The sequence below is a fragment of the Lentilitoribacter sp. EG35 genome, assembly GCF_040784015.1.
Taxonomy (GTDB): domain Bacteria; phylum Pseudomonadota; class Alphaproteobacteria; order Rhizobiales; family Rhizobiaceae; genus Lentilitoribacter.
Window position 1 is genome coordinate 96,913 of record NZ_JBFNGQ010000001.1, and the last position, 18,891, is coordinate 115,803.

An 18,891-nucleotide genomic window follows, 5' to 3' on the forward strand; every position below is an offset into this window, starting at 1 on the left:
GCCTTCCTAAGTCGCAAAACACATGGTTTGCTGACCAGACCAGGTCAGCTTAACATCATCACCCGCGCGTAAATCATCAGTGCCACCTGTGACAACTATATCGGCCTCAATCAATTCTTGCGAGGGTCCGCGAACAAGTGCACGACTATTCGCGCCGTTAAATAGTACGGAATCGACCTTTCCAAGGAGCTTATTTTCAGGAGCAGAATTTGCGTTTGTCTTAGTGTTTTGGACTTTCTGAGCGCCGATAAATTCAGGTCGAACAAATATATCAACGGCATCCCCTTGGGCCAGACCATCATCATCTCGGCGTTTACATGCCATTGTTAAGCCTGCATTTGTTGTTACTTGTGCAAAGTCTTTCCCCAAATCTGTAATTTTGCCGTTCCAGCGATTTGAATCTCCGACAAAGCCTGCGACAAAAGCTGTTTTGGGCGCGTGATATAGTTCCTCAGGTCGTCCAATTTGTTCAAATTTACCATTGTTCATAATAGCCACGTGATCAGACATCACCAACGCTTCAGATTGATCGTGGGTTATGTAAATAAAGGTTGTGTTGAACTGATGTTGTAAAAGCTTAAGTTCGATCTTCATTGCTTCGCGCAATTTTAGATCAAGAGCACCTAATGGCTCATCCAATAGTAAAACATCTGGATCAAGAACCATACAACGTGCAATCGCGATGCGTTGTTTTTGACCGCCTGATAATTGATGAATTTCGCGATTTGCAACATCGGGAAGGGCGATTCGCTCAAGTACATCTTTTACTTTTCGATCAATTTCGGCTTTGTCGGCTCCTTTACATTTCAGACCATATGCAATGTTTTCATAAACATTCATCATGGGAAACAGCGCAAGATGTTGAAAAACCATTTTAACATTGCGCTTGTTGGGCGGCGTGTTCAGCACTGAAGTGCCCTTAATATGAATGTCGCCGGAATTTGGATTTTCAAATCCTGCTATCATACGCATGAGAGTGGTTTTGCCACATCCAGAAGGGCCAAGAATTGAAAAAAACGATCCCTTTGGAATACTAAAGGAAACATTATCGACGGCACGAACAGCTCCAAAAGTCTTTACAATATTTGTGCATTCAAGATCATGTACCTGATCATCGGCATTAGACATCTACAAATCCAGACTGGGGAAATTTGTTCACATAAAATGTTTTAGAAGATAAAACATCGATATAAAAATGCGGTGATTTCTCGAAGAGAGTACAGAAACCACCGCACAAAAAGTCTAACTAGCCACCAGTGGCAGCTTTAATTTTTTCAAGTGTTTTACCTTCCATATCTTCAACACCTGCGGGAATGTTCGCAAAGAATTTAAGATTGGCAATGTCATCAGCTGAGAAGGCTGCAGTTACTGCAGCGCGCTTGTCTTCTGGTAGTAACTCCAAACCACCAGGAACGGCTGCAATTGCACCTGTACTTGCTGACATAAGGCTTACATTTTCTGGTTCAAGCACGAAGTTGATCCATTTATAGGCGGCATCATCGGCCTTTCCCTTACGTGGAATTGTAAAGGTGTCGATCCATGCTAGCGCACCAGTTTCAGGTGGAACAAACACAATATTGCTGTCTTGCGCAAACAGTTTGTAGGCTGTTGAATCCCATGTTTCAGATGCGACAATCTCGCCTGAAAGCATCATAGCTGACAAGTCATCGCCACCTTTCCAATAGGCTTTGATATTGGATTTGCATTCAATCAGTTTATCGGCAACTTGATCGAGGATAGACTGATATTTATCCAGATCAGAATAGGCTGCAAATGGATCATGTCCTAGTGAGAAGGCTGTACCCAAAAGAATAGTGCGCTTTAAACGCATGGATGTGCGGCCAGCATATTGAGGGTCACACAAATCACCCCAACCTTTAAAGTCTGGTGCTTTTGTTTTGTCAGCCATCAAGCCGGATGTACCCCATTGATGCGGCACAGCATAAACTTCACCATCAATTGTCGTATTGGCTTTTACGCCTTCCAGATGGGTGGGGTCCATTACCGATGTGTCAATCTTGGATAGATCTAAAGGCTTATAGATGTCATATTCAAGTTGAGCTGAATAAATACGGTCATGGCTTGGTTGCGCTAGATCAAAACCAGCACCGCCTGTCGCGCGAAGTTTTGCAATCATTTCTTCATTGTTTGAAAATGTAACTTCAACTTCTATATCTGGATAACGCTCCTCGAATTTTTGGACGAGCGCCTCAGGAGCATAGGAACCCCAAGTGAGAAGTCGCAATGTTTCTGCTTGCGCTATCGGTGCTGTAGACAGCATCAATGCGGATACTATTCCCGCTAATTTATACGTTGTTTTCATTATATTCTCCCAATTTTGACCGCTTCATTACATCAACAGTCTGCAAATGCTAGATTTCGAGCTTATGAATAGATTGGACTACGGTTTATATCCATTATGAAATATTTTTCAGACCAATTACTTGTGCAGTGCAGGTAAGGAGCCTAAAATATTCAAGCTCGCTTGAATGTCGCTTGGGTTGGTGCTCCCGAAACCAAGTACAAGTCCATTTTGGGCGATAGGTTGGAGACAATATCGGCTGATCGGCGCAATCGTGACACCTTTTTCAGCGGCTTGTGTGATTACTTCATCAATATTTACCCATTTGTCTAGATAGGCTGTTGTATGAAATCCGCTTGTTGTTTGCTGTACTTTTATGGTCTCTGGTAAGCTTTGACTTGCATCCATAAGCTCTTCATAACGCGTTTTATATAGTTTTCTCATCAACCGAATATGTGTGGCAAACTGACCTTCATCCATAAAGTCAGCGACAATTGCCTGTGTTGATGTGGGCGGCCCGCTTATCCATGAAGAAAATACTTGGTCAAAGATGCTAACAAGGTTTTGTGGAGCCAGAATAAAGCCAAGACGAAGCGAAGGAAATAGCGTTTTGGAGAACGTGCCCACATAGATGACACGGTCATAGGTGTCTATGCTTTTAAGCGGCGGTTGGGCGAGCTCACCGAAATAAAACTCACCGTCATAGTCGTCCTCAACGATGATCGCCTGTGCTTCGTTGGCTGCTTCAAGTAACGCCAGTTTACGGGCAATCGACATCGTATGTCCAAGTGGTTGCTGGTGTGAAGGGGTTACAAATGCAAGCCGGAAATGAGGTTCTTTTGCCAGACCTTCGGCAACGTTCAAGCCTTCGGAATCTACAGGTACAGGCACAAGCTGAGCGCCACTTGCGATAAAGGCATTGCGCACACCCGTTGCACCAGGGTTTTCATACCAAACGCGATCACCTGCATTGAGAAGAATACGTGCTATGAGCGAGAATGCCTGTTGTGCACCTGATGTTATAAATATCTGCTCCGGGTAGGCTTTTATTCCACGAGATGCATTTAGATGGGAGGCTATTGCACGGCGTAGATCTTTATGCCCCTGTGGCTGTCCATACCCCATAACTTCGGCGCGACTGCTGCGAAGATGACGGGCGGAAATACGAGACCAATGTGCCATTGGAAAAGCATCAAGTGCAGGCAATGCCGTTACAAATGCTCGCGGGGTATGTGGTAACCAAGTGCGGGGACCGTAAACGTCGGCCGCGTGACTTATCGCGTGAGAAATGCGCGGTTTCTCAGGTGTTTTACCAGATAATCCACTTGTTGTAAGAATTGGTCTTTTATGCTCTAGAATATCACTGACAAATGTTCCTGCGCCCACCCGTGAGACAAGAATTCCTTCTGCTGTAAGCCGATCAATAGCATCGATCACCGTTGTTCTGGATATCATGAGTTCTTTTGCTAGTGTGCGGGTGGCAGGCAAGCGGTCACCAGCGGATAGACCACCAGACAAGATGATGTCGCGAAGCCCCATATAAAGTTGCACACCAATTTTTCTATTTGACCCACGATCGATATGAATGGACGAGAGCAACGCTCCGGCTTGTTTTTTCATGTCGTTGAGGCTTTCAAAATTGGTCTGACAAAAACGCCGTAATGGATCTTATTAAAAGACCAATATTAAGTATCGTCAAGCATAAATATGTAAGACATTTGTAAGGTTGTACCCGCATGAAAATCAAATCAATTGAGACTTTTACAGACGAATTCATCTGTTTTACACGCGTGACAACAGAAGATGGATCGCAAGGGTGGGGGCAGGTTGCGCCCTATTATGCGGATATTACGGCACAGGTTGTCCAGCGGCAAGTCGCTCCTTATGTATTAGGTATGGATGTTTACGATATAGATTCTATTGTTGATATCGTGCGGGATCGAGAACATAAATTTCCCGGATCATATTTACGCAGAGCTATAGGTGGCATTGATACAGCCCTTTGGGATTTGCGAGGTAAATGCGAGGACAAGCCTGTTTGCTCTATGATCGGTGGTTCGCCCGGCACTTTTAGAGCATATGCGTCGTCTATGAAACGCGATATTACGCCTAATGATGAAGCTGAGCGACTTAAACGTCTGCGAGATGAAAAGGGTTTTGATGCATTCAAATTCCGGATTGGTGCTGAAGTTGGTCGTAACATTGATGAGTGGCCGGGACGTACGGAGGAGATTATCCCAACAATGCGTAAAGCGATGGGCGATGATGTTGCCTTACTTGTGGATGCTAATTCCTGTTATTCACCGGATCGTGCAATCGAGGTGGGTGGTATTTTGCAAGATCATGGGATTTCACATTTTGAAGAGCCATGCCCTTACTGGGAGTTTGAGCAAACCAGAGAGGTTACAGAGGCACTCGATATTGATGTGACTGGCGGTGAGCAAGATTGCATGATGGCCAACTGGAAAAAAATGATTAGTGATGGAGTTGTGAATATTATCCAGCCCGATATTTGTTATCTTGGTGGCATAAATCGTACACTTAGAGTAGCTAAAATGGCGGAAGAAGCAGGTATTCCCGTCACGCCACACTGCGCCAACTTATCTATGGTAACGTTGTTCACTATGCATCTTTTGCGAGCTATACCCAATGTTGGGAAATATTTGGAGTTCTCTATCGAGGGGCTAGATTACTATCCATGGCAAGACAAAATTTTTGTAAACGACCCTTATGAAATTTCGGATGGCAAGGCCACCGTTACAGATGCGCCGGGTTGGGGAGTAGACATCAACCCGGAATGGCTATCAAAATCAACATATCAAATTAGCGAGCTAGACACTTAACATGCAACTTACCATTGCGGACATTTTTTCGGGAAAGCCGGTTGAGGGACTGCCGCATAATCATTTTATCGAAGGTGAATATGTAACTTCGCAAGGCGGTACATCAATGGACAGTTTTGATGCTGGACGAGGTGAAGTGTTTGCTCAGTTTACAAATGGCACTGTTGCTGATGTCAATGACGCTGTTGCGAGTGCGCAACACGCATTTGAAACAAAATGGCGAAAAGTTCCCCCGGCTGAACGCGCTCGAATATTACAGAACGCGGCGAAGCTGATTTTACAGAATGAAGAGCGACTAGCATTTGTTGAATGTCTTGATTGTGGAAAGCCATTGAATGAGGCTTTGGGTGATGTCCGTGGTGCGGCGCGAGCATTTGAATATTATGCTGGTGCCTGCGATAAACTACAAGGTGATACTTTCCCATTAACTCACGGTTATATTGGATTTAGTCTGATTGAGCCTGTGGGTGTCACAGCGCATGTTATTCCTTGGAATTTTCCGATTTCTACGGCCGCTCGTGGAATAGCACCTGCGCTTGCCGCTGGCTGTACTGTGGTCGCCAAACCAGCAGAACAAACTCCTTTTTCTGCTTTGTTGCTTGCTGAGTTATTGGTTGAGGCGGGATTACCTGCGGGAGTATGTAATGTTGTCACTGGCACTGGCGTTGATGTCGGTGCACCATTAGTTGCACATAAAAGTATAGACCAAATCACGTTCACTGGATCAGTGGCGACGGGTAAGTCGGTTATGAAAGTTGCAGCAGATTCTGTAACGCGGGTTGTGCTTGAATTAGGCGGGAAATCTCCTGTCGTCGTTTTAAATGATTGTAATCAAGATAGTGCCCTTGAAGGCGTTTTAGGGGCGATTTTTGAAAATGCGGGGCAAATTTGTTCCGCTGGATCACGCCTTGTTATCGAACGTGGCATACATGATGAATTTGTTGAGAAAATATGTGCGCGTGCGCAAGATTTGACGCTCGGACATGGGTTGCGAAATCCGCAAGTTGGGCCGGTTAATAGTGCTGAGCATCTGCAAAAAGTAGCCGGTTTTGTAGACCGGGCAAAAACACGTGGTGCTGAAATTTTAACAGGTGGTGCAGTCACTTCTGATCCACAAACGGGGAAGGGTTGGTTTTATCAACCCACAATCATTGCAAATCGCCCTGTAGATGATGAACTGGTACAGGACGAAATTTTTGGTCCCGTCCTAACTATTCAAATTGCTGAAAATGCCGAGGATGCACTGTCGTTAGCAAACAATAGTAATTTCGGTCTGGCGGCGGGTGTATATACCAGTGATATATCAACAGCATTGGAATTGGCGCGTGATATTGATGCTGGCCAAGTTTATATTAACGAGTATTTTGCAGGTGGTATTGAGGTACCGTTTGGCGGCAATAAACAATCAGGCTTCGGTCGTGAAAAAGGTCTGGAAGGCCTGAAAAGTTATTGTAAGATAAAGAGTATTGCAGCGAAAATTTAAAGCGCTGTATCTTATGATAACGTGTTTTCATCCAAGGTTTTAGGCATGGCAATTTATGTTTGAGTTAGCCTGGCTCAGGCAGGAAATCATAATAACTTAATAATATTAAAATAATACTTGACTATTTTTATCATGTTTGATTATTTGCTTTTGTAAATATGAGTAAAATACTCATATTAAAAATCGAGCCTTGAACTCGAACATGGAGATCATAATGATATTTAAATTTTCTCGTCCAGATTTTGGGCGAGTCATTTCGCTTTTATTTGCAGCTTTCTTGACAATATCTGCCGTAGAAGTTTCTGCGATGGATAAAAAGACGATATCTGTAACAGATGTCGCGGGACGTACTGTTGAAGTAAAGAAGGGTGTTAAGAGGGTCATTCTGGGTGAGGGGCGTATGATGTACTCCGTTGCTATTCTTGATCGTGAAAACCCGTTTGAACGTATAATCGGATGGAAAGATGATCTTATTAAATATGACCCGGATGCGTTTGAGAAATATAAAGCGAAGTTTCCTGGGAAGACTGAAAATATCAAAAATTTTGGCAGTCCGTATTCAGGTGACTTCAGTATCGAAAGTGCTATTTCCTTGGATGCTGATCTTGTAATCCTTAATTTGGGTAACCTATTCAAAGCAGAAGAAACAGGGTTGATAGAGAAGCTAGAAAAGGTTGGTATTCCAGTTATCTTTGTTGATTTTCGTAAGCGCCCGACACAAAATACTGTGCCCAGTCTTATGTTAATGGGACGTGTATTTGATAAGCAAGACGAAGCGCAAAAGTTTGTAGATTATTACATTATGCAAATGCGCCGAGTAACGAACATTGTAGATAATATGGATAATGACCAGCGACCATTGGTGTTTATAGAAAATGCACCGGGTTGGAATCCTGAATTTTGTTGCAAGACATATGGTGGCGCTAATTTTGGACGCCTTGTTGATGAAGCAGGTGGCGTGAATTGGGGAACGCAAAAATTCCCAGGGTTTTCTGGTGAGGCAAGCTTTGAAGCGGTACTTGCAGATAACCCAGAAATCGTTATTGGAACAGGCGCAAACTGGTCTGTTAACCGCCCGTCTGTGACGTCTGTTCTTCTTGGTTATGATGCGACTGATGCGGCTGTGCAGGAGCGCCTCAAAGGACTTGCTGATCGTAAAGGCTGGTCATCTATGGATGCTGTCACAGGTAAGCGTTTCCACTCAGTTTATCACCAGTTCTATAATAGTCCTTATCACTTTGTTGCATTGCAAGCTTTTGCAAAATGGTTCCATCCGGAAGAGTTTAGTGATCTCGATCCAGAGGAAACTTTTAAGGAATTACACGACCAATTCCTGCCTATCGAAGCTAGCGGCGTTTTTTGGGCTACCCTCCAATAATGCGCAAGTAATGTAACAATGCCGGTCTGCTATGCTGATGCAGACCGGCTCTTTTTAGGGCAGTAAGATGTTAAAACAAGAGAAGTACCTTGTTTGTTTTCATCGGTTGCCAAGCTGCGAAATCAAAAATGACCATACAAATAGCACCAGATGAACTTGTGGTAGATGATACCGTAACCAAATTTATTATGCGCTCCTATAGGCGTAGAATTTTAATCCTGATAGCAACAGCTTTGCTGTTAACCAGTTTTATTATTGATATAAGCTGGGGGCCAAGCTTCATGCCTGTAGGTGAAGTTTTGGCGACAATTGCCAACCCCTCAAGTGCTGATGTTCAGACTCATGTTATTGTTTGGGATTTACGGTTGCCAATCGCTATAATGGCGGTTCTTGTGGGTGCTATGCTGGGGTGTGCCGGGGCTGAGATGCAAACAATCCTCAACAATCCACTTGCTGATCCGTTCACATTGGGCATTTCATCGGCGGCAAGTTTCGGCGCCGCGCTAGCTATCGTATTTCAAATTAACCTCATTCCAATTGCAGGTCCATTTCTTGTGACTGTCAATGCATTTGTTCTGGCGCTTTCAACTTCGTTTATTATTTATGCATTTACCAAAATGCGAGGTGTTACGACGGAGACAATGGTTCTTGTCGGTATTGCCATGATGTTCACGTTCAACGCGCTTCTAGCTCTTATGCAGTATGCTGCTTCGGAGATACAACTTACGCAAATTGTTTTCTGGATGATGGGCTCTTTATCGCGTGCCAGCTGGCCAAAGGTGGCGATGTGTGTTGGGCTTCTGGCAATATCTATTCCTTATTTTATGTCGCGCAATTGGGCACTAACAGCTTTGCGGATGGGTGATGATAAAGCAGCCAGTTTGGGTGTTAATGTAAAAAGACTTCGTATTGAAATGCTTGTGCTTATCTCATTGCTTGCTGCAACAGCTGTGTCATTTGTCGGCACGATTGCCTTTGTTGGCTTAGTTGGCCCGCATATTGCACGAATGATTGTGGGGGAAGATCAGCGATATTTCCTACCACTGTCAGCTGTTTCAAGCGGCTTAATCATGTCTCTAACATCGATTTTAAGTAAAGCACTAAATCCGGGGGTGGTTTATCCAATCGGGATGATTACATCACTTATTGGGATTCCCTTCTTCATAAGTCTTATCCTCTCAGTAAGAAGAAAGAGCTGGCAATGAATCTGGAAATAAAAAACCTTTCATTTAATTACCCAGGAAAAAATGTTCTTCGTGATGTAAACTTATCGGCTGATACACGAGGCGAAGTCATCGCTGTTATTGGGCCAAATGCAACAGGAAAATCGACACTCTTTCGATGTATCGCAGGATTGCTAAAACCAGCGAAGGGACAAATTTCGTTTAGTGGAAACACTGCGCAAGAGCTCGGTCCAGCTATGTGGAGCAAGCATGTTTGCTTCACGCCACAGTTTTTTTCCAGCAATGCAGCTTTGACTGTTTTTGAGACGGTGTTGCTTGCCAAAAAACATATGAACGGCTGGCGGGTGCGTAATCGGGATATCGAAGCCGTGTCAGATATACTTAGTGAGCTGAACATAGGACACCTTTCTCAGACATACATAAGTGATTTGTCAGGTGGCCAACAGCAAATGGCTTCACTGGCGCAAGCATTTGTTCGTACACCTGATATTTTTCTGCTTGATGAACCAACGAGTGCACTTGATCTTAAGCACCAACTTCAGATCATGCACACAGTGCGCAAGGTAACTCATGAGCGAAATACAACAACATTTGTAGCCCTTCATGATTTGAATTTGGCAGCACGTTATGCTGATAGGCTTATTCTTATGCGCGAAGGAATGATTATCGAAGATGGAGCAGCGTCTCAAGTACTCTCTTCAACTCACCTAGCCGATACCTATGGTGTTAACATTGAGATGTATGAGACGAAAGGGGGCGTAAAGGCCATTTCGGCGAGTTTGTAGAAGATTAGTGAATTCAAAGGATTAAGTGCAATGAGATTTAAGAAAATCGTGCTGGTGATTGGGATTTTATTATCAGCAACATTCTGCTCGGTTGCAGAAACCCATCTTGTTGAGATGCGAAATACTGACCCCAGTGACCCCAATAATATCAACCTGTTTAATCCCCCTATACTTCGTATTGGAAAAGGTGACAGTGTGAAATTTGTCGCAATTGATAAAGGTCACAATAGTGCTTCCAAAAAGGGAATGTTGCCCGAAGGAGGAATGCCTTGGAACAGCAGGCTCGATGAAGAGTTGGAGATTACTTTCGATCACGATGGTACATACGGATATATCTGTATTCCGCATTTACATATGGGAATGGTCGGTTTGATTTTAGTCGGTGATTATCAGGTGAATTATGAAGAGGCAAAGAATGTGCGACAGAGAGGTGGCGCTAGGAAAGCTTTCAGTGCTTTGTTCAAACAGGTGGATACCGCGGCGGTTAACCAGGGGCGGTGATGAATAATCATAAAGCGAAGTCAAGCGACATATCAATTTCAGAATCCGGTTTAGATTTTCATGAGGAAATGATGCTTGCAATATTCAGGCAATTTCTTCTCGCTTACACGGATTCAAAGCAACCACACTGGGAGCGAGCTTTTGAGATATCCATAACAGTTTATGGCGAAGCGAATGGAGCATATGCGGCCTATGGATTGTTACGTATTTTACAGGCTGTACGTTCATCTCGGCGAGCTGTTTTCCGTTTTGTTAATCCATGCTGCGAAAACTGTGCTGTAAATTTGTCCGATCATGAACGCCACCTTATGAGAGCAATCCGTTTTGTAGGATCGGGTGATATGGCTAGCGCTCAGATGGAAGCTCTTATTTTGTGTGACGGATTTGAGACAGGGGCTACGTTAAAAGCTATCAAGGATATTTATAACTCGTCAGCAGAAAAAGATGCTGTTTTTGATGATTAATAAACTTAATTGCGAATAATTTTTATGAAAATTTACTCCAGCCTAGATGAACTGCTCAAGGTCTTATCGAGCAGTTCCATCCTGTAGCACCTTGTCGTCGAATGCGATGACTAATTAATAGTCTTGTTCTGGAACAAGGGTCCGGTTTTCAGCACGCGATTATTATCATCTGTTTGGGCATATCAGCGCAGTGATAAACAAGGCACTCGTTTTGCCGTACATTAACAATTGGAAAGCTCCTCCATGAATTCGCTCCATATGACAGAATGTCCGGAAGTTGCACTTTTTTGAGCGGCCATACCCATGACAACTGCTTTCCAACCATCTTCTAACGTAACATCTGCTTCGCTTCGATTGCCGCGGACCAGCTCTAAAAAACCCTCATGTTGATAAAATGTGGAGCCATTATGATCACCTGCGTCCAGTAGTGTAGGGTCTACCGGGATTTGCTGGGTTTCAGGTCCCTTTGGTTCTCTTTTGCTGATAACAACCTTTGGCACCGGAGGCAATCCAAGATGGTCAGGCCAAAATCTGGCAGGTCCGGGAACATGAGCTTCAATTTTTCCGTCCGGTCCGATCACACTGATTTCTTCTTGGTAGCGAGACCCTTCTGCAAACATGCACAGTTCAAGCATGGATCGTATACCATTTTCAAACTCCACAATGACATAACCATTGTCTAATACATCGGGTTTACCATTGCTGTAGTTCTCATCTAGATGATTTACATCCTGACCTGCGCTTGCAACGATGCGTGTGGGTTCTGACTTGGTGATTAGGCGCATTAAATCAAAAAAATGACAACATTTTTCGACAAATGTTCCGCCGGACATCGCGTTAAATCGATTCCAATCACCAACCTTTGGAAGAAATGGGAAACGATGCTCACGGATTGTCAACATTTTCACATCGCCAATTGCATTGTGAAGAGAGCTACAAAGTGCGGTAATGGGGGGCATGTAACGATATTCCATTGCCACCCAGATAGGCGCTGGATAGTTTTCTTGAAACCTAAGAACTCTTCCAAATGTTTTTGGGTCTGTAAATAAGGGCTTTTCAACTAATATGGGCAATGGGCGAGTTTCAGAGATTGTTTCCAATTGCTCTAAGTGAATGTGGTTTGGGCTAACAATAACCAAGCAATCAAGTTCGCTCAGTGCCAATAGGTCGTCAATACTATTGCAAAGTGTTGCGTCAGGAGCAAATTCTGTGGCTTTTTTCGCCATGCATTCGTCTGGTTCAAATAATCCTATGACTTTCGTGTCTGGCAACAATGCAATATTTCTGAGGTGCTCCTGGCCCATCATACCGCCACCGATTACTCCGTACTTGGTAATTTTTGACATTCTTCTTATTGTTTCCCTATTTTAGACGTGCGATGTAAACTGATTGATCGGTATCAAACCAAGTTCTTGAATATTCGATAGGTTCAGGATCGTTTGCCCAGCTGAACCTTTCAATGAAACCACAAATCTCTCCGGGTTTTTTACCAAATTTGGATGGGCTCCATGCAGGGACCTGACCTATGCTAACCCTGTCTTCTGCTCGGTTGATCCAAAACCCCAGTTGTTTTTTGTAAAATTCATAAAGAGAGTCGGATAGTTTATCTTCAGGTATTTCGCCTGAGTTTCCATCAAGCCAAATTTCTTCTACGGCGATGATTGACTGATCCAGATATCGCAAACGGCGTATCCTTGTGGCATGGTTTGCAGTGCCAAATACTGGTAGATCGGATGGTTTTTCCATCGCGCCAACAGATAAAATATCTGCTTTAGGGAGGCCGCCTCCTTCAGGGAGTTCAAGCCGGAACATAGAGTATACGCTGTTGACCTCGTCGCTATGGCGTATGTAGTTGCCAGAACCTTGAACGCGTTCCAGAAGTTTTTTATCAACCAGTATTGCGAGAGCTTTGCGTAATGTGCGGACGGTCGTGTTGAGTGATTGTGCAAGTTCGCGCTCTGGCGGAAGGCGCTCTCCATCGAGAAGACGTCCGGCACTGATCTCTCTTATTAATAGCTCGCTAATTTGAACATACATGGGGAGCTGGTTTGGACTTGAGTTCAATGTTTTCAAAATGTGACCCCCTTTCATTTTTTAATTTGAAAAAATTGATACACTATTGATACTTTTCAAACAAGATGATAATGTCTTGATAGTAAAAATTATTTTTCGGAGTTTGCGATGACAGTCGTACCCATTTCATCGCCAGATTTAAAAGAAGCTGAAGTGTCGTGGTTTTCAGCGCTTTGCTCTGATGATTATCAGTTTCTGGGCGTTCCCGACGGGAGTTTGCGGTCAAGTTGGGATCATTGTAGCGACATTGTAAAAGTTGCAGAGGCGCAAGGATTTAGAAATATTCTTTGCCCTTCATCCTATCAGGTTGGTCAGGATACATTATCGTTTGTGGCTGGCTGCGCTCCAATCACCAAGGATATCAATTTTCTTGCGGCTGTTCGTTGTGGTGAAATGCAGCCGATCATGTTGGCGCGCACGATTGCTACGCTTGATCATATGCTTGAGGGCCGTCTGACAGTTAATATTATTAGTTCTGATTTTCCCGGGCAGAAAGAAGACAGTCAGTATCGTTATCAGCGTTCGCGTGAAGTTGTCGAGATATTAAAGCAAGCGTGGACGCAAGATGAGATTAATTATAAAGGTGAAATTTATGACTTCTCTAAAGGTCTTACAACTGATCCTGTAAAACCTTATCAAAATGGCGGCCCACTTCTATATTTCGGTGGCTATTCGCCTTCTGCATTGGATCTTTGTGGTGAACATTGTGACGTTTATCTTATGTGGCCGGAAAAGCAGGATGAACTTGCGGGCCGCATGAAGGCAGTGAATGCTGTCGCAGAGAAATATGATCGCACATTAGATTACGGATTGCGTGTTCATATGATTGTTCGCGATACTGAACAGGAAGCCAATGAATATGCCGAATATATTACCTCCAAGCTTGATGACGAATATGGGCGCATGATCCGCGAGCGAGCGCTGGATGCAACTTCTCTTGGTGTTTCACACCAATCAAAAAATCGCGATGTTGCCGATGAGTTTGGCTATATTGAACCTAATCTTTGGACAGGTGTTGGTCGTGCTCGTTCTGGCTGCGGCGCAGCGTTAGTAGGGTCGGCTGATCAGGTTTTATCCAAAATTGATGAATATAAGAAAATGGGCATGCGCGCTTTTATCTTCTCTGGTTATCCTCATATTGATGAAGCAGAATATTTTGGCAAACTTGTTTTACCACACCTTGAAACTTGTTCACTGCCACATGCCTATAATCGTGTTCCTGCTTCTGCACCTTTTACACCACTTGCTGAGGGAGTTCGTCGATAATGAATGACGTGGTTCGATGTAAAAATCAAATACCAATTTTGAGCACCACCGTGCTTAAACGAAAGGGTTGCAATGCTTGTACAGAAAATTGAAAATGAATGTACAGAGAATATACATAATCATCAGCAAGATATTGATCCATCAATATTGAGTAATGTGCACGTTTTGCAGACAGAAAACATTAAACCGAGTCCGGAGACTGAACGAGCTTACCGAGATGCTTTGGGGTGTTTTGGTACTGGCGTTACGTTGATCACAACAAATACAGAACAAGGCCCGATTGGCATGACCGTTAATTCCTTTGCATCTGTATCGCTTGATCCAGCACTTGTGCTTTGGTCTGTTGCTAAGAAATCTGGGCGATATGAGGCATTTAGGAATGCCTCTCACTATGCAATTCATGTTTTGGCAAAGGACCAAAAAGACTTGGCTTTATCCTTCGCAAAACATGCAGATGGTTTTGATAAGCACGACTGGGATATGAAATCGGGTACGGTTCCGCTTGCAAAACGTGTCTTAGCGCGGTTTGAATGTGAGCGTGAGACTGTTCATGATGGAGGTGATCATTCTATTCTTATAGGAAAAGTTGTTCGCTTTTCACAAAGAGCAGGCCAACCGTTAATCTTTACAGCCGGCAAGTTCGGCACATTTTCAGATAATGATACGATCTAGGAGAGATTTAGCATAATCTGGAATTCAAAATAATCTGGGGAGGGTATTTTGAAACTACTATCAGTATTACTGACTATCTTAAGTAGAATAAATGACAAACTACTAAGTTTTGGTCGAAGCATCGCGTGCATCGCGATGGTCTTGATGGTCTTTTGTATTCTACTTCAAATATTTTTCCGGTACGCATTAAACAATGCGCTTCCTTGGCCAGAAGAAGCAGCACGTGCTCTGATGATCTGGATGATGGCTCTTGTTGCGCCTTCTGCATATCGCTACGCGGGGTTTGTAGCCATAGAAATGGTGCCGGATATGATGCCGAGGAAAATCCGTGCTCTACTCATGTTTGCAATATTGGTGCTTGCAACGATGGTGATAGCGGTCATGTTAAGTCACGCTTGGGCGCATTTCTCTGCCCCGCTGTTGTTTGATTCATCCGGCTTGAACCGATTGTTACAAGATAGCGGTATCAACCAGCTTTTGGGGACAAGTCTCGAGTTTAAAACAGCTTATGTTTATTTGGCTATGACGGTTTTACTTGTCGTCATGCTGATTGTGTCGGCAGAGTTAATCTTACGCCAAGTTGGGCAGTTTCTTTGGTCTGAGGAAGAGTTCCCAACGCTGCAAGCACCAGCAATCATGGCAGGGGGGTAATCATGTTAGCACTGTTTCTCCCTCTATTTTTATTGTTCCTACTGGTTGGTGTGCCTGTTTTCTTTGCTATGTTGGCAGCACCGGGATTACTATTATATTTCAATGGTCAAGAGCGCGATGTTGCACTCATGTATCGCAATATTTTTAATGGTATGGACAATGGTGTATTGCTGGCAATCCCATTCTTTATGCTCGCTGGCGAACTGATGAACCGTGGTGGTATTACCGAGCGGTTGGTGGGTTTTTGCCAAGCGATTATTGGTTCAGTGCGCGGCGGTCTGGCGCAGGTTAACATCTTGTCTTCCATGTTGTTTGCCGGAATGTCGGGGTCAGCAGTGGCGGACACGTCTGCGCTGGGTTCCATGCTTATTCCAGCTATGGAAAAAGAAGGATACACACGCAAATTTTCCGCAGCAATTACTGCCGCATCGTCAGTTATTGGCCCAATTATTCCGCCATCGGGTATTATGATTATTTATGCATATGTCATGGAAGTTTCCGTTGCGGCCTTATTCGCTGGTGGGATTATTCCAGGGATTTTGGTTGGCTTGGGTTTAATGATCGTCACACGCGTTATGGCAAATCATTATGAATATCCCGCGGCCAAACGCGTTGTGTTGCGTAATGTCACTATTTCACCAATTGAAAATATCGCAGCACGCATTCTTGCAAGATTAATGCTGGCGGCTGTGCTTTATCCGTTGGTAACGAAACTTGGTGGATTTGGTGACGAGATGTCTGGAGGAGCGACCGCACTTGCTTTTGTTATTGCTCTGTTGGTGGGTGAGGTATTGGTCCAAATTCAACGACGCATGATGTCGCAGGATTTCCGAACTGTTACAAAACGAGCTGTGCTGCCGCTGTTAACACCAGTTATTATTCTTGGTGGTATATTGGGCGGTATAGCGACGCCAACGGAAGCTTCTGCACTTGCGGTTGCCTATGCAGCGATCCTTGGCTTAGTTGTATTGCGCACACTCAAATTCAATGAGTTACCAGGTGTTTTGGTACGTTCTGCGACTACATCTGGTGTTGTGCTATTGTTGGTTGGTGCTGCGATGGCATTTAAGACAGTTGTCAGCTTGTCGCATGCTGCAGAAGATCTGGCGGTGTTTATTGTTTCAATCACGAGCGATCCGCTGTTCCTTTTGCTATTGATTAATATCCTTCTGTTTATTGTTGGTATGTTTTTGGATGCAGGGCCGGCAATTATTATTTTGGGGCCTATTCTGGCTCCGATCTTTATTAATATGGGAATTCATCCCGTTCATTTTGCGATGATCATGTCAGTCAACTTGACCGTTGGTTTAGCCACCCCGCCTATGGGGTTGGTATTGTTCGTTGCATCATCAGTTTCAGGCGTGAAAGTGGAAACAATTTCACGCGCAATCCTACCTTTTCTGGCTGTGGAAGTATTCGTAATTTTCCTGATTACATATTTCCCGATTATATCATTGGGAATTCCTAAATGGCTGGGATTTGTGAAAGATGCAGACCTTATGGGCCCGTTGCTAGGGGCCATATTCTAGGTTTTTGAAAAATTATATCCCTGTTCATGGGGCTATATGTGTTTACTATAACGAACCATGGTGGTTTGATAATTGGAGGAAAAATATGAATAAACTTCTAAACAGTTTGGGTGCTGCTGCCCTTGGTCTGAGTCTTTTTGCAGGTACTGCGGTCTCGTCATTTGCAGCAGACATTAACATCCGCGCGACTGCAAATTCAAATGAAAATGACGAAGATTATGATGGTCTGGTTGTTTTCAAGAACTATGTTGAGGCAGCGTCAAACGGCAAAATCTCTGTTGAGCTTTTCATTGGCACTCAGCTTTGCTCAAAAGGTGCTGAATGTCTTCAAGGTGTCGCAGATGGTACGATTGATGTATACATCTCAACATCTGGTGGCGCTGCAGGTGCCTTCCCATATGTTCAAGTATTGGATCTGCCATATCTAATGGCAAATGACCGTGTTGCGGAAGCGGTTTTGCAAAGTGATTTCACACGCACTGTGCGTGATATGGCTTTAGCTGATTCAGGAGACAAAATTCGTTTGATGACTGTTGGCAATACTGGTGGCTGGCGTAATTTTGCGAATACAAAACGTCGTGTTCAATCACCTGCTGACATGGAAGGTCTAAAAATCCGCACAGTTGTTGCCGATCTTCCTCAGGAGTTGGTTAAAGCGCTCGGTGCTGCGCCTACGCCTATCCCGTGGCCAGAGCTTTTCACATCGTTTCAAACTGGTGTTGTCGAAGGTTCAAAAAATGGTATCACAGACATTATGGGCATGAAGTTTCCAGATGCTGGGCTTCAATATGTGACATTGGATGGTCATGCTTACATGGGCGCCCTCTGGTGGATGAGCAACGACAAATTTAAGTCGATGCCTGAAGATCTTCGTCAAGTTGTTATCGATGGTTTCTCTGCTCTTCAGCAAGCAACGTTTGCATCTCCTAAGCGTAAATCAATTGCAGCTTACGAAGCATTTGTTGCAGGTGGCGGTGACCTGTATGTGCCAACACCGGAAGAAAAAGCAGCCTTTAAGGCAGCGGCATCACCAGTATATGACTGGTTTAAGACAAATGTAAAAGGCGGCGAAGAAGTCTTCAACGCTCTAACATCTGCTGTTGCCGATGCTGAAGCTTCAATTAAAGAAGCGAATATGAAAGATCTCAACTAAGAAGGTCAAACATAACACTGGCCTCGCGATTTTCGCGGGGCTTTTTCGTCCGTCTTGTTGACGAAAAGTATCTTTCTTTTCATAAAATAGCGTAAATTAAATAACGCAGTGATACACTGAATTATCTAAATGGGTATAACCAAACTTTGTAATCATCGATTAAAATATGGGCTTTATCAATTTGTTCCTTGGTCATTTTTTTAACCACTTCTTCTTGCGATATCGCAGCATCAGGATCACCGCCGATGGCCGAGAGAACGTACCACATATAAGCGCGGGTAAGGTCGGGTGCCGGCATGCCCCGACCGACTTCATAATACCAGCCAATGCCGCTTTGCGCCCCTGGATGCCCTTTAAGAGATGCACGCAAATACCATTCAAACGCCCGCTCATCATCGCGTTCAACGCCCAAGCCCAGCGCATACAAAACGCCTATCAATTCTTCCGCGTCTGCATTGCCGGAGCGTGCCAGCGGCAAAAACTCTTCCATCGCGGCTTTGAAGTCGTTTTTCTCCATAAAATTGCGACCTTCTTCAAGTCCGGCAAAAACGGGCTGGCTCATAAAAAGTGCAGATACAAACGCAAGTGTAGCAAATTTATTTTTCAA

The 18,891-nt window shown here is 44.1% G+C and carries 18 protein-coding genes; 12 read left to right on the top strand and 6 right to left on the bottom strand.

Annotated features, from left to right (window positions below; all coding sequences use genetic code 11):
* Positions 1-6: 6 nt before the first annotated feature.
* From AB2J24_RS00430 to AB2J24_RS00440, 3 genes are all read right to left on the bottom strand, one after another.
* A complete protein-coding gene (locus AB2J24_RS00430; protein ID WP_162652830.1) occupies positions 7-1,128 on the bottom strand; it encodes an ABC transporter ATP-binding protein in 1,122 nt (373 codons plus the stop codon).
* A 118-nt stretch (positions 1,129-1,246) separates the two neighbouring features.
* Positions 1,247-2,323: an extracellular solute-binding protein gene (locus tag AB2J24_RS00435; RefSeq protein ID WP_162652829.1), complete on the bottom strand. Its 1,077-nt coding sequence runs from the start codon at positions 2,321-2,323 to the stop codon at positions 1,247-1,249.
* A 117-nt stretch (positions 2,324-2,440) separates the two neighbouring features.
* Entirely contained in the window at positions 2,441-3,922 is a 1,482-nt protein-coding gene (locus tag AB2J24_RS00440) for a PLP-dependent aminotransferase family protein (RefSeq protein ID WP_162652828.1), read from the bottom strand.
* Positions 3,923-4,038: 116 nt separating this feature from the next.
* On the opposite strand from AB2J24_RS00440, the gene AB2J24_RS00445 reads away from it, so the two are divergent.
* The 7 genes from AB2J24_RS00445 (at position 4,039) to AB2J24_RS00475 (ending at position 10,940) form a co-directional block, all read left to right on the top strand.
* A complete protein-coding gene (locus AB2J24_RS00445) occupies positions 4,039-5,145 on the top strand; it encodes a mandelate racemase/muconate lactonizing enzyme family protein (RefSeq protein ID WP_367384038.1) in 1,107 nt (368 codons plus the stop codon).
* Position 5,146: 1 nt separating this feature from the next.
* Positions 5,147-6,628 (top strand): aldehyde dehydrogenase family protein, encoded by a 1,482-nt coding sequence (locus tag AB2J24_RS00450; protein ID WP_367384039.1) that lies wholly within the window; start codon positions 5,147-5,149, stop codon positions 6,626-6,628.
* Positions 6,629-6,842: 214 nt separating this feature from the next.
* Positions 6,843-8,006, top strand: a complete 1,164-nt coding sequence (locus AB2J24_RS00455) for an ABC transporter substrate-binding protein (RefSeq protein ID WP_244627869.1) — start codon at positions 6,843-6,845, stop codon at positions 8,004-8,006.
* 128 nt (positions 8,007-8,134) lie between these two features.
* Entirely contained in the window at positions 8,135-9,211 is a 1,077-nt protein-coding gene (locus AB2J24_RS00460) for a FecCD family ABC transporter permease (protein ID WP_367384040.1), read from the top strand.
* Positions 9,208-9,975, top strand: coding sequence for an ABC transporter ATP-binding protein (locus AB2J24_RS00465; RefSeq protein WP_367384041.1), 768 nt, complete (start codon positions 9,208-9,210; stop codon positions 9,973-9,975). Before AB2J24_RS00460 ends, AB2J24_RS00465 begins: the two co-directional genes overlap by 4 nt.
* Before the next feature lie 30 nt (positions 9,976-10,005).
* Entirely contained in the window at positions 10,006-10,476 is a 471-nt protein-coding gene (locus tag AB2J24_RS00470) for a pseudoazurin (RefSeq protein WP_162652823.1), read from the top strand.
* Positions 10,476-10,940, top strand: coding sequence for a hypothetical protein (locus AB2J24_RS00475; RefSeq protein ID WP_367384042.1), 465 nt, complete (start codon positions 10,476-10,478; stop codon positions 10,938-10,940). Before AB2J24_RS00470 ends, AB2J24_RS00475 begins: the two co-directional genes overlap by 1 nt.
* 221 nt (positions 10,941-11,161) lie before the next feature.
* On the opposite strand, the gene AB2J24_RS00480 is transcribed toward AB2J24_RS00475, so the two are convergent.
* Both AB2J24_RS00480 and AB2J24_RS00485 read right to left on the bottom strand, forming a co-directional pair.
* Entirely contained in the window at positions 11,162-12,286 is a 1,125-nt protein-coding gene (locus AB2J24_RS00480) for a Gfo/Idh/MocA family protein (protein WP_367384043.1), read from the bottom strand.
* 16 nt (positions 12,287-12,302) lie between these two features.
* Entirely contained in the window at positions 12,303-13,004 is a 702-nt protein-coding gene (locus tag AB2J24_RS00485) for a GntR family transcriptional regulator (protein WP_420883607.1), read from the bottom strand.
* A 117-nt stretch (positions 13,005-13,121) separates the two neighbouring features.
* Here AB2J24_RS00485 and AB2J24_RS00490 point away from each other — a divergent pair, with 117 nt between their 5' ends.
* The 5 genes from AB2J24_RS00490 (at position 13,122) to dctP (ending at position 18,284) form a co-directional block, all read left to right on the top strand.
* A complete protein-coding gene (locus AB2J24_RS00490; protein ID WP_367384044.1) occupies positions 13,122-14,279 on the top strand; it encodes an LLM class flavin-dependent oxidoreductase in 1,158 nt (385 codons plus the stop codon).
* Positions 14,280-14,351: 72 nt separating this feature from the next.
* Positions 14,352-14,951: a flavin reductase family protein gene (locus tag AB2J24_RS00495; RefSeq protein ID WP_162652818.1), complete on the top strand. Its 600-nt coding sequence runs from the start codon at positions 14,352-14,354 to the stop codon at positions 14,949-14,951.
* Between the two features lie 48 nt (positions 14,952-14,999).
* Entirely contained in the window at positions 15,000-15,602 is a 603-nt protein-coding gene (locus AB2J24_RS00500) for a TRAP transporter small permease (protein WP_162652817.1), read from the top strand.
* A gap of 2 nt (positions 15,603-15,604) precedes the next feature.
* The gene (locus AB2J24_RS00505; protein WP_367384045.1) at positions 15,605-17,131 is read left to right on the top strand and encodes a TRAP transporter large permease; all 1,527 of its coding nucleotides are present in this window, start codon (positions 15,605-15,607) and stop codon (positions 17,129-17,131) included.
* A gap of 85 nt (positions 17,132-17,216) precedes the next feature.
* A complete protein-coding gene (dctP, locus tag AB2J24_RS00510; RefSeq protein ID WP_367384046.1) occupies positions 17,217-18,284 on the top strand; it encodes a TRAP transporter substrate-binding protein DctP in 1,068 nt (355 codons plus the stop codon).
* 121 nt (positions 18,285-18,405) lie between these two features.
* Here dctP and AB2J24_RS00515 read toward each other — a convergent pair whose 3' ends face one another.
* Positions 18,406-18,891 (bottom strand): tetratricopeptide repeat protein, encoded by a 486-nt coding sequence (locus AB2J24_RS00515; protein WP_367384047.1) that lies wholly within the window; start codon positions 18,889-18,891, stop codon positions 18,406-18,408.

Coding starts and splice junctions, on each gene's coding strand:
- dctP (WP_367384046.1), top strand. CDS start 17,217: ATGAATAAACTTCTAAACAGTTTGGGTGCTGCTGCCCTTGGTCTGAGT.
- AB2J24_RS00460 (WP_367384040.1), top strand. CDS start 8,135: ATGACCATACAAATAGCACCAGATGAACTTGTGGTAGATGATACCGTA.
- AB2J24_RS00450 (WP_367384039.1), top strand. CDS start 5,147: ATGCAACTTACCATTGCGGACATTTTTTCGGGAAAGCCGGTTGAGGGA.
- AB2J24_RS00430 (WP_162652830.1), bottom strand. CDS start 1,128: ATGTCTAATGCCGATGATCAGGTACATGATCTTGAATGCACAAATATT.
- AB2J24_RS00475 (WP_367384042.1), top strand. CDS start 10,476: ATGAATAATCATAAAGCGAAGTCAAGCGACATATCAATTTCAGAATCC.
- AB2J24_RS00445 (WP_367384038.1), top strand. CDS start 4,039: ATGAAAATCAAATCAATTGAGACTTTTACAGACGAATTCATCTGTTTT.
- AB2J24_RS00440 (WP_162652828.1), bottom strand. CDS start 3,922: ATGAAAAAACAAGCCGGAGCGTTGCTCTCGTCCATTCATATCGATCGT.
- AB2J24_RS00480 (WP_367384043.1), bottom strand. CDS start 12,286: ATGTCAAAAATTACCAAGTACGGAGTAATCGGTGGCGGTATGATGGGC.
- AB2J24_RS00455 (WP_244627869.1), top strand. CDS start 6,843: ATGATATTTAAATTTTCTCGTCCAGATTTTGGGCGAGTCATTTCGCTT.
- AB2J24_RS00495 (WP_162652818.1), top strand. CDS start 14,352: ATGCTTGTACAGAAAATTGAAAATGAATGTACAGAGAATATACATAAT.
- AB2J24_RS00435 (WP_162652829.1), bottom strand. CDS start 2,323: ATGAAAACAACGTATAAATTAGCGGGAATAGTATCCGCATTGATGCTG.
- AB2J24_RS00465 (WP_367384041.1), top strand. CDS start 9,208: ATGAATCTGGAAATAAAAAACCTTTCATTTAATTACCCAGGAAAAAAT.
- AB2J24_RS00490 (WP_367384044.1), top strand. CDS start 13,122: ATGACAGTCGTACCCATTTCATCGCCAGATTTAAAAGAAGCTGAAGTG.
- AB2J24_RS00505 (WP_367384045.1), top strand. CDS start 15,605: ATGTTAGCACTGTTTCTCCCTCTATTTTTATTGTTCCTACTGGTTGGT.
- AB2J24_RS00470 (WP_162652823.1), top strand. CDS start 10,006: ATGAGATTTAAGAAAATCGTGCTGGTGATTGGGATTTTATTATCAGCA.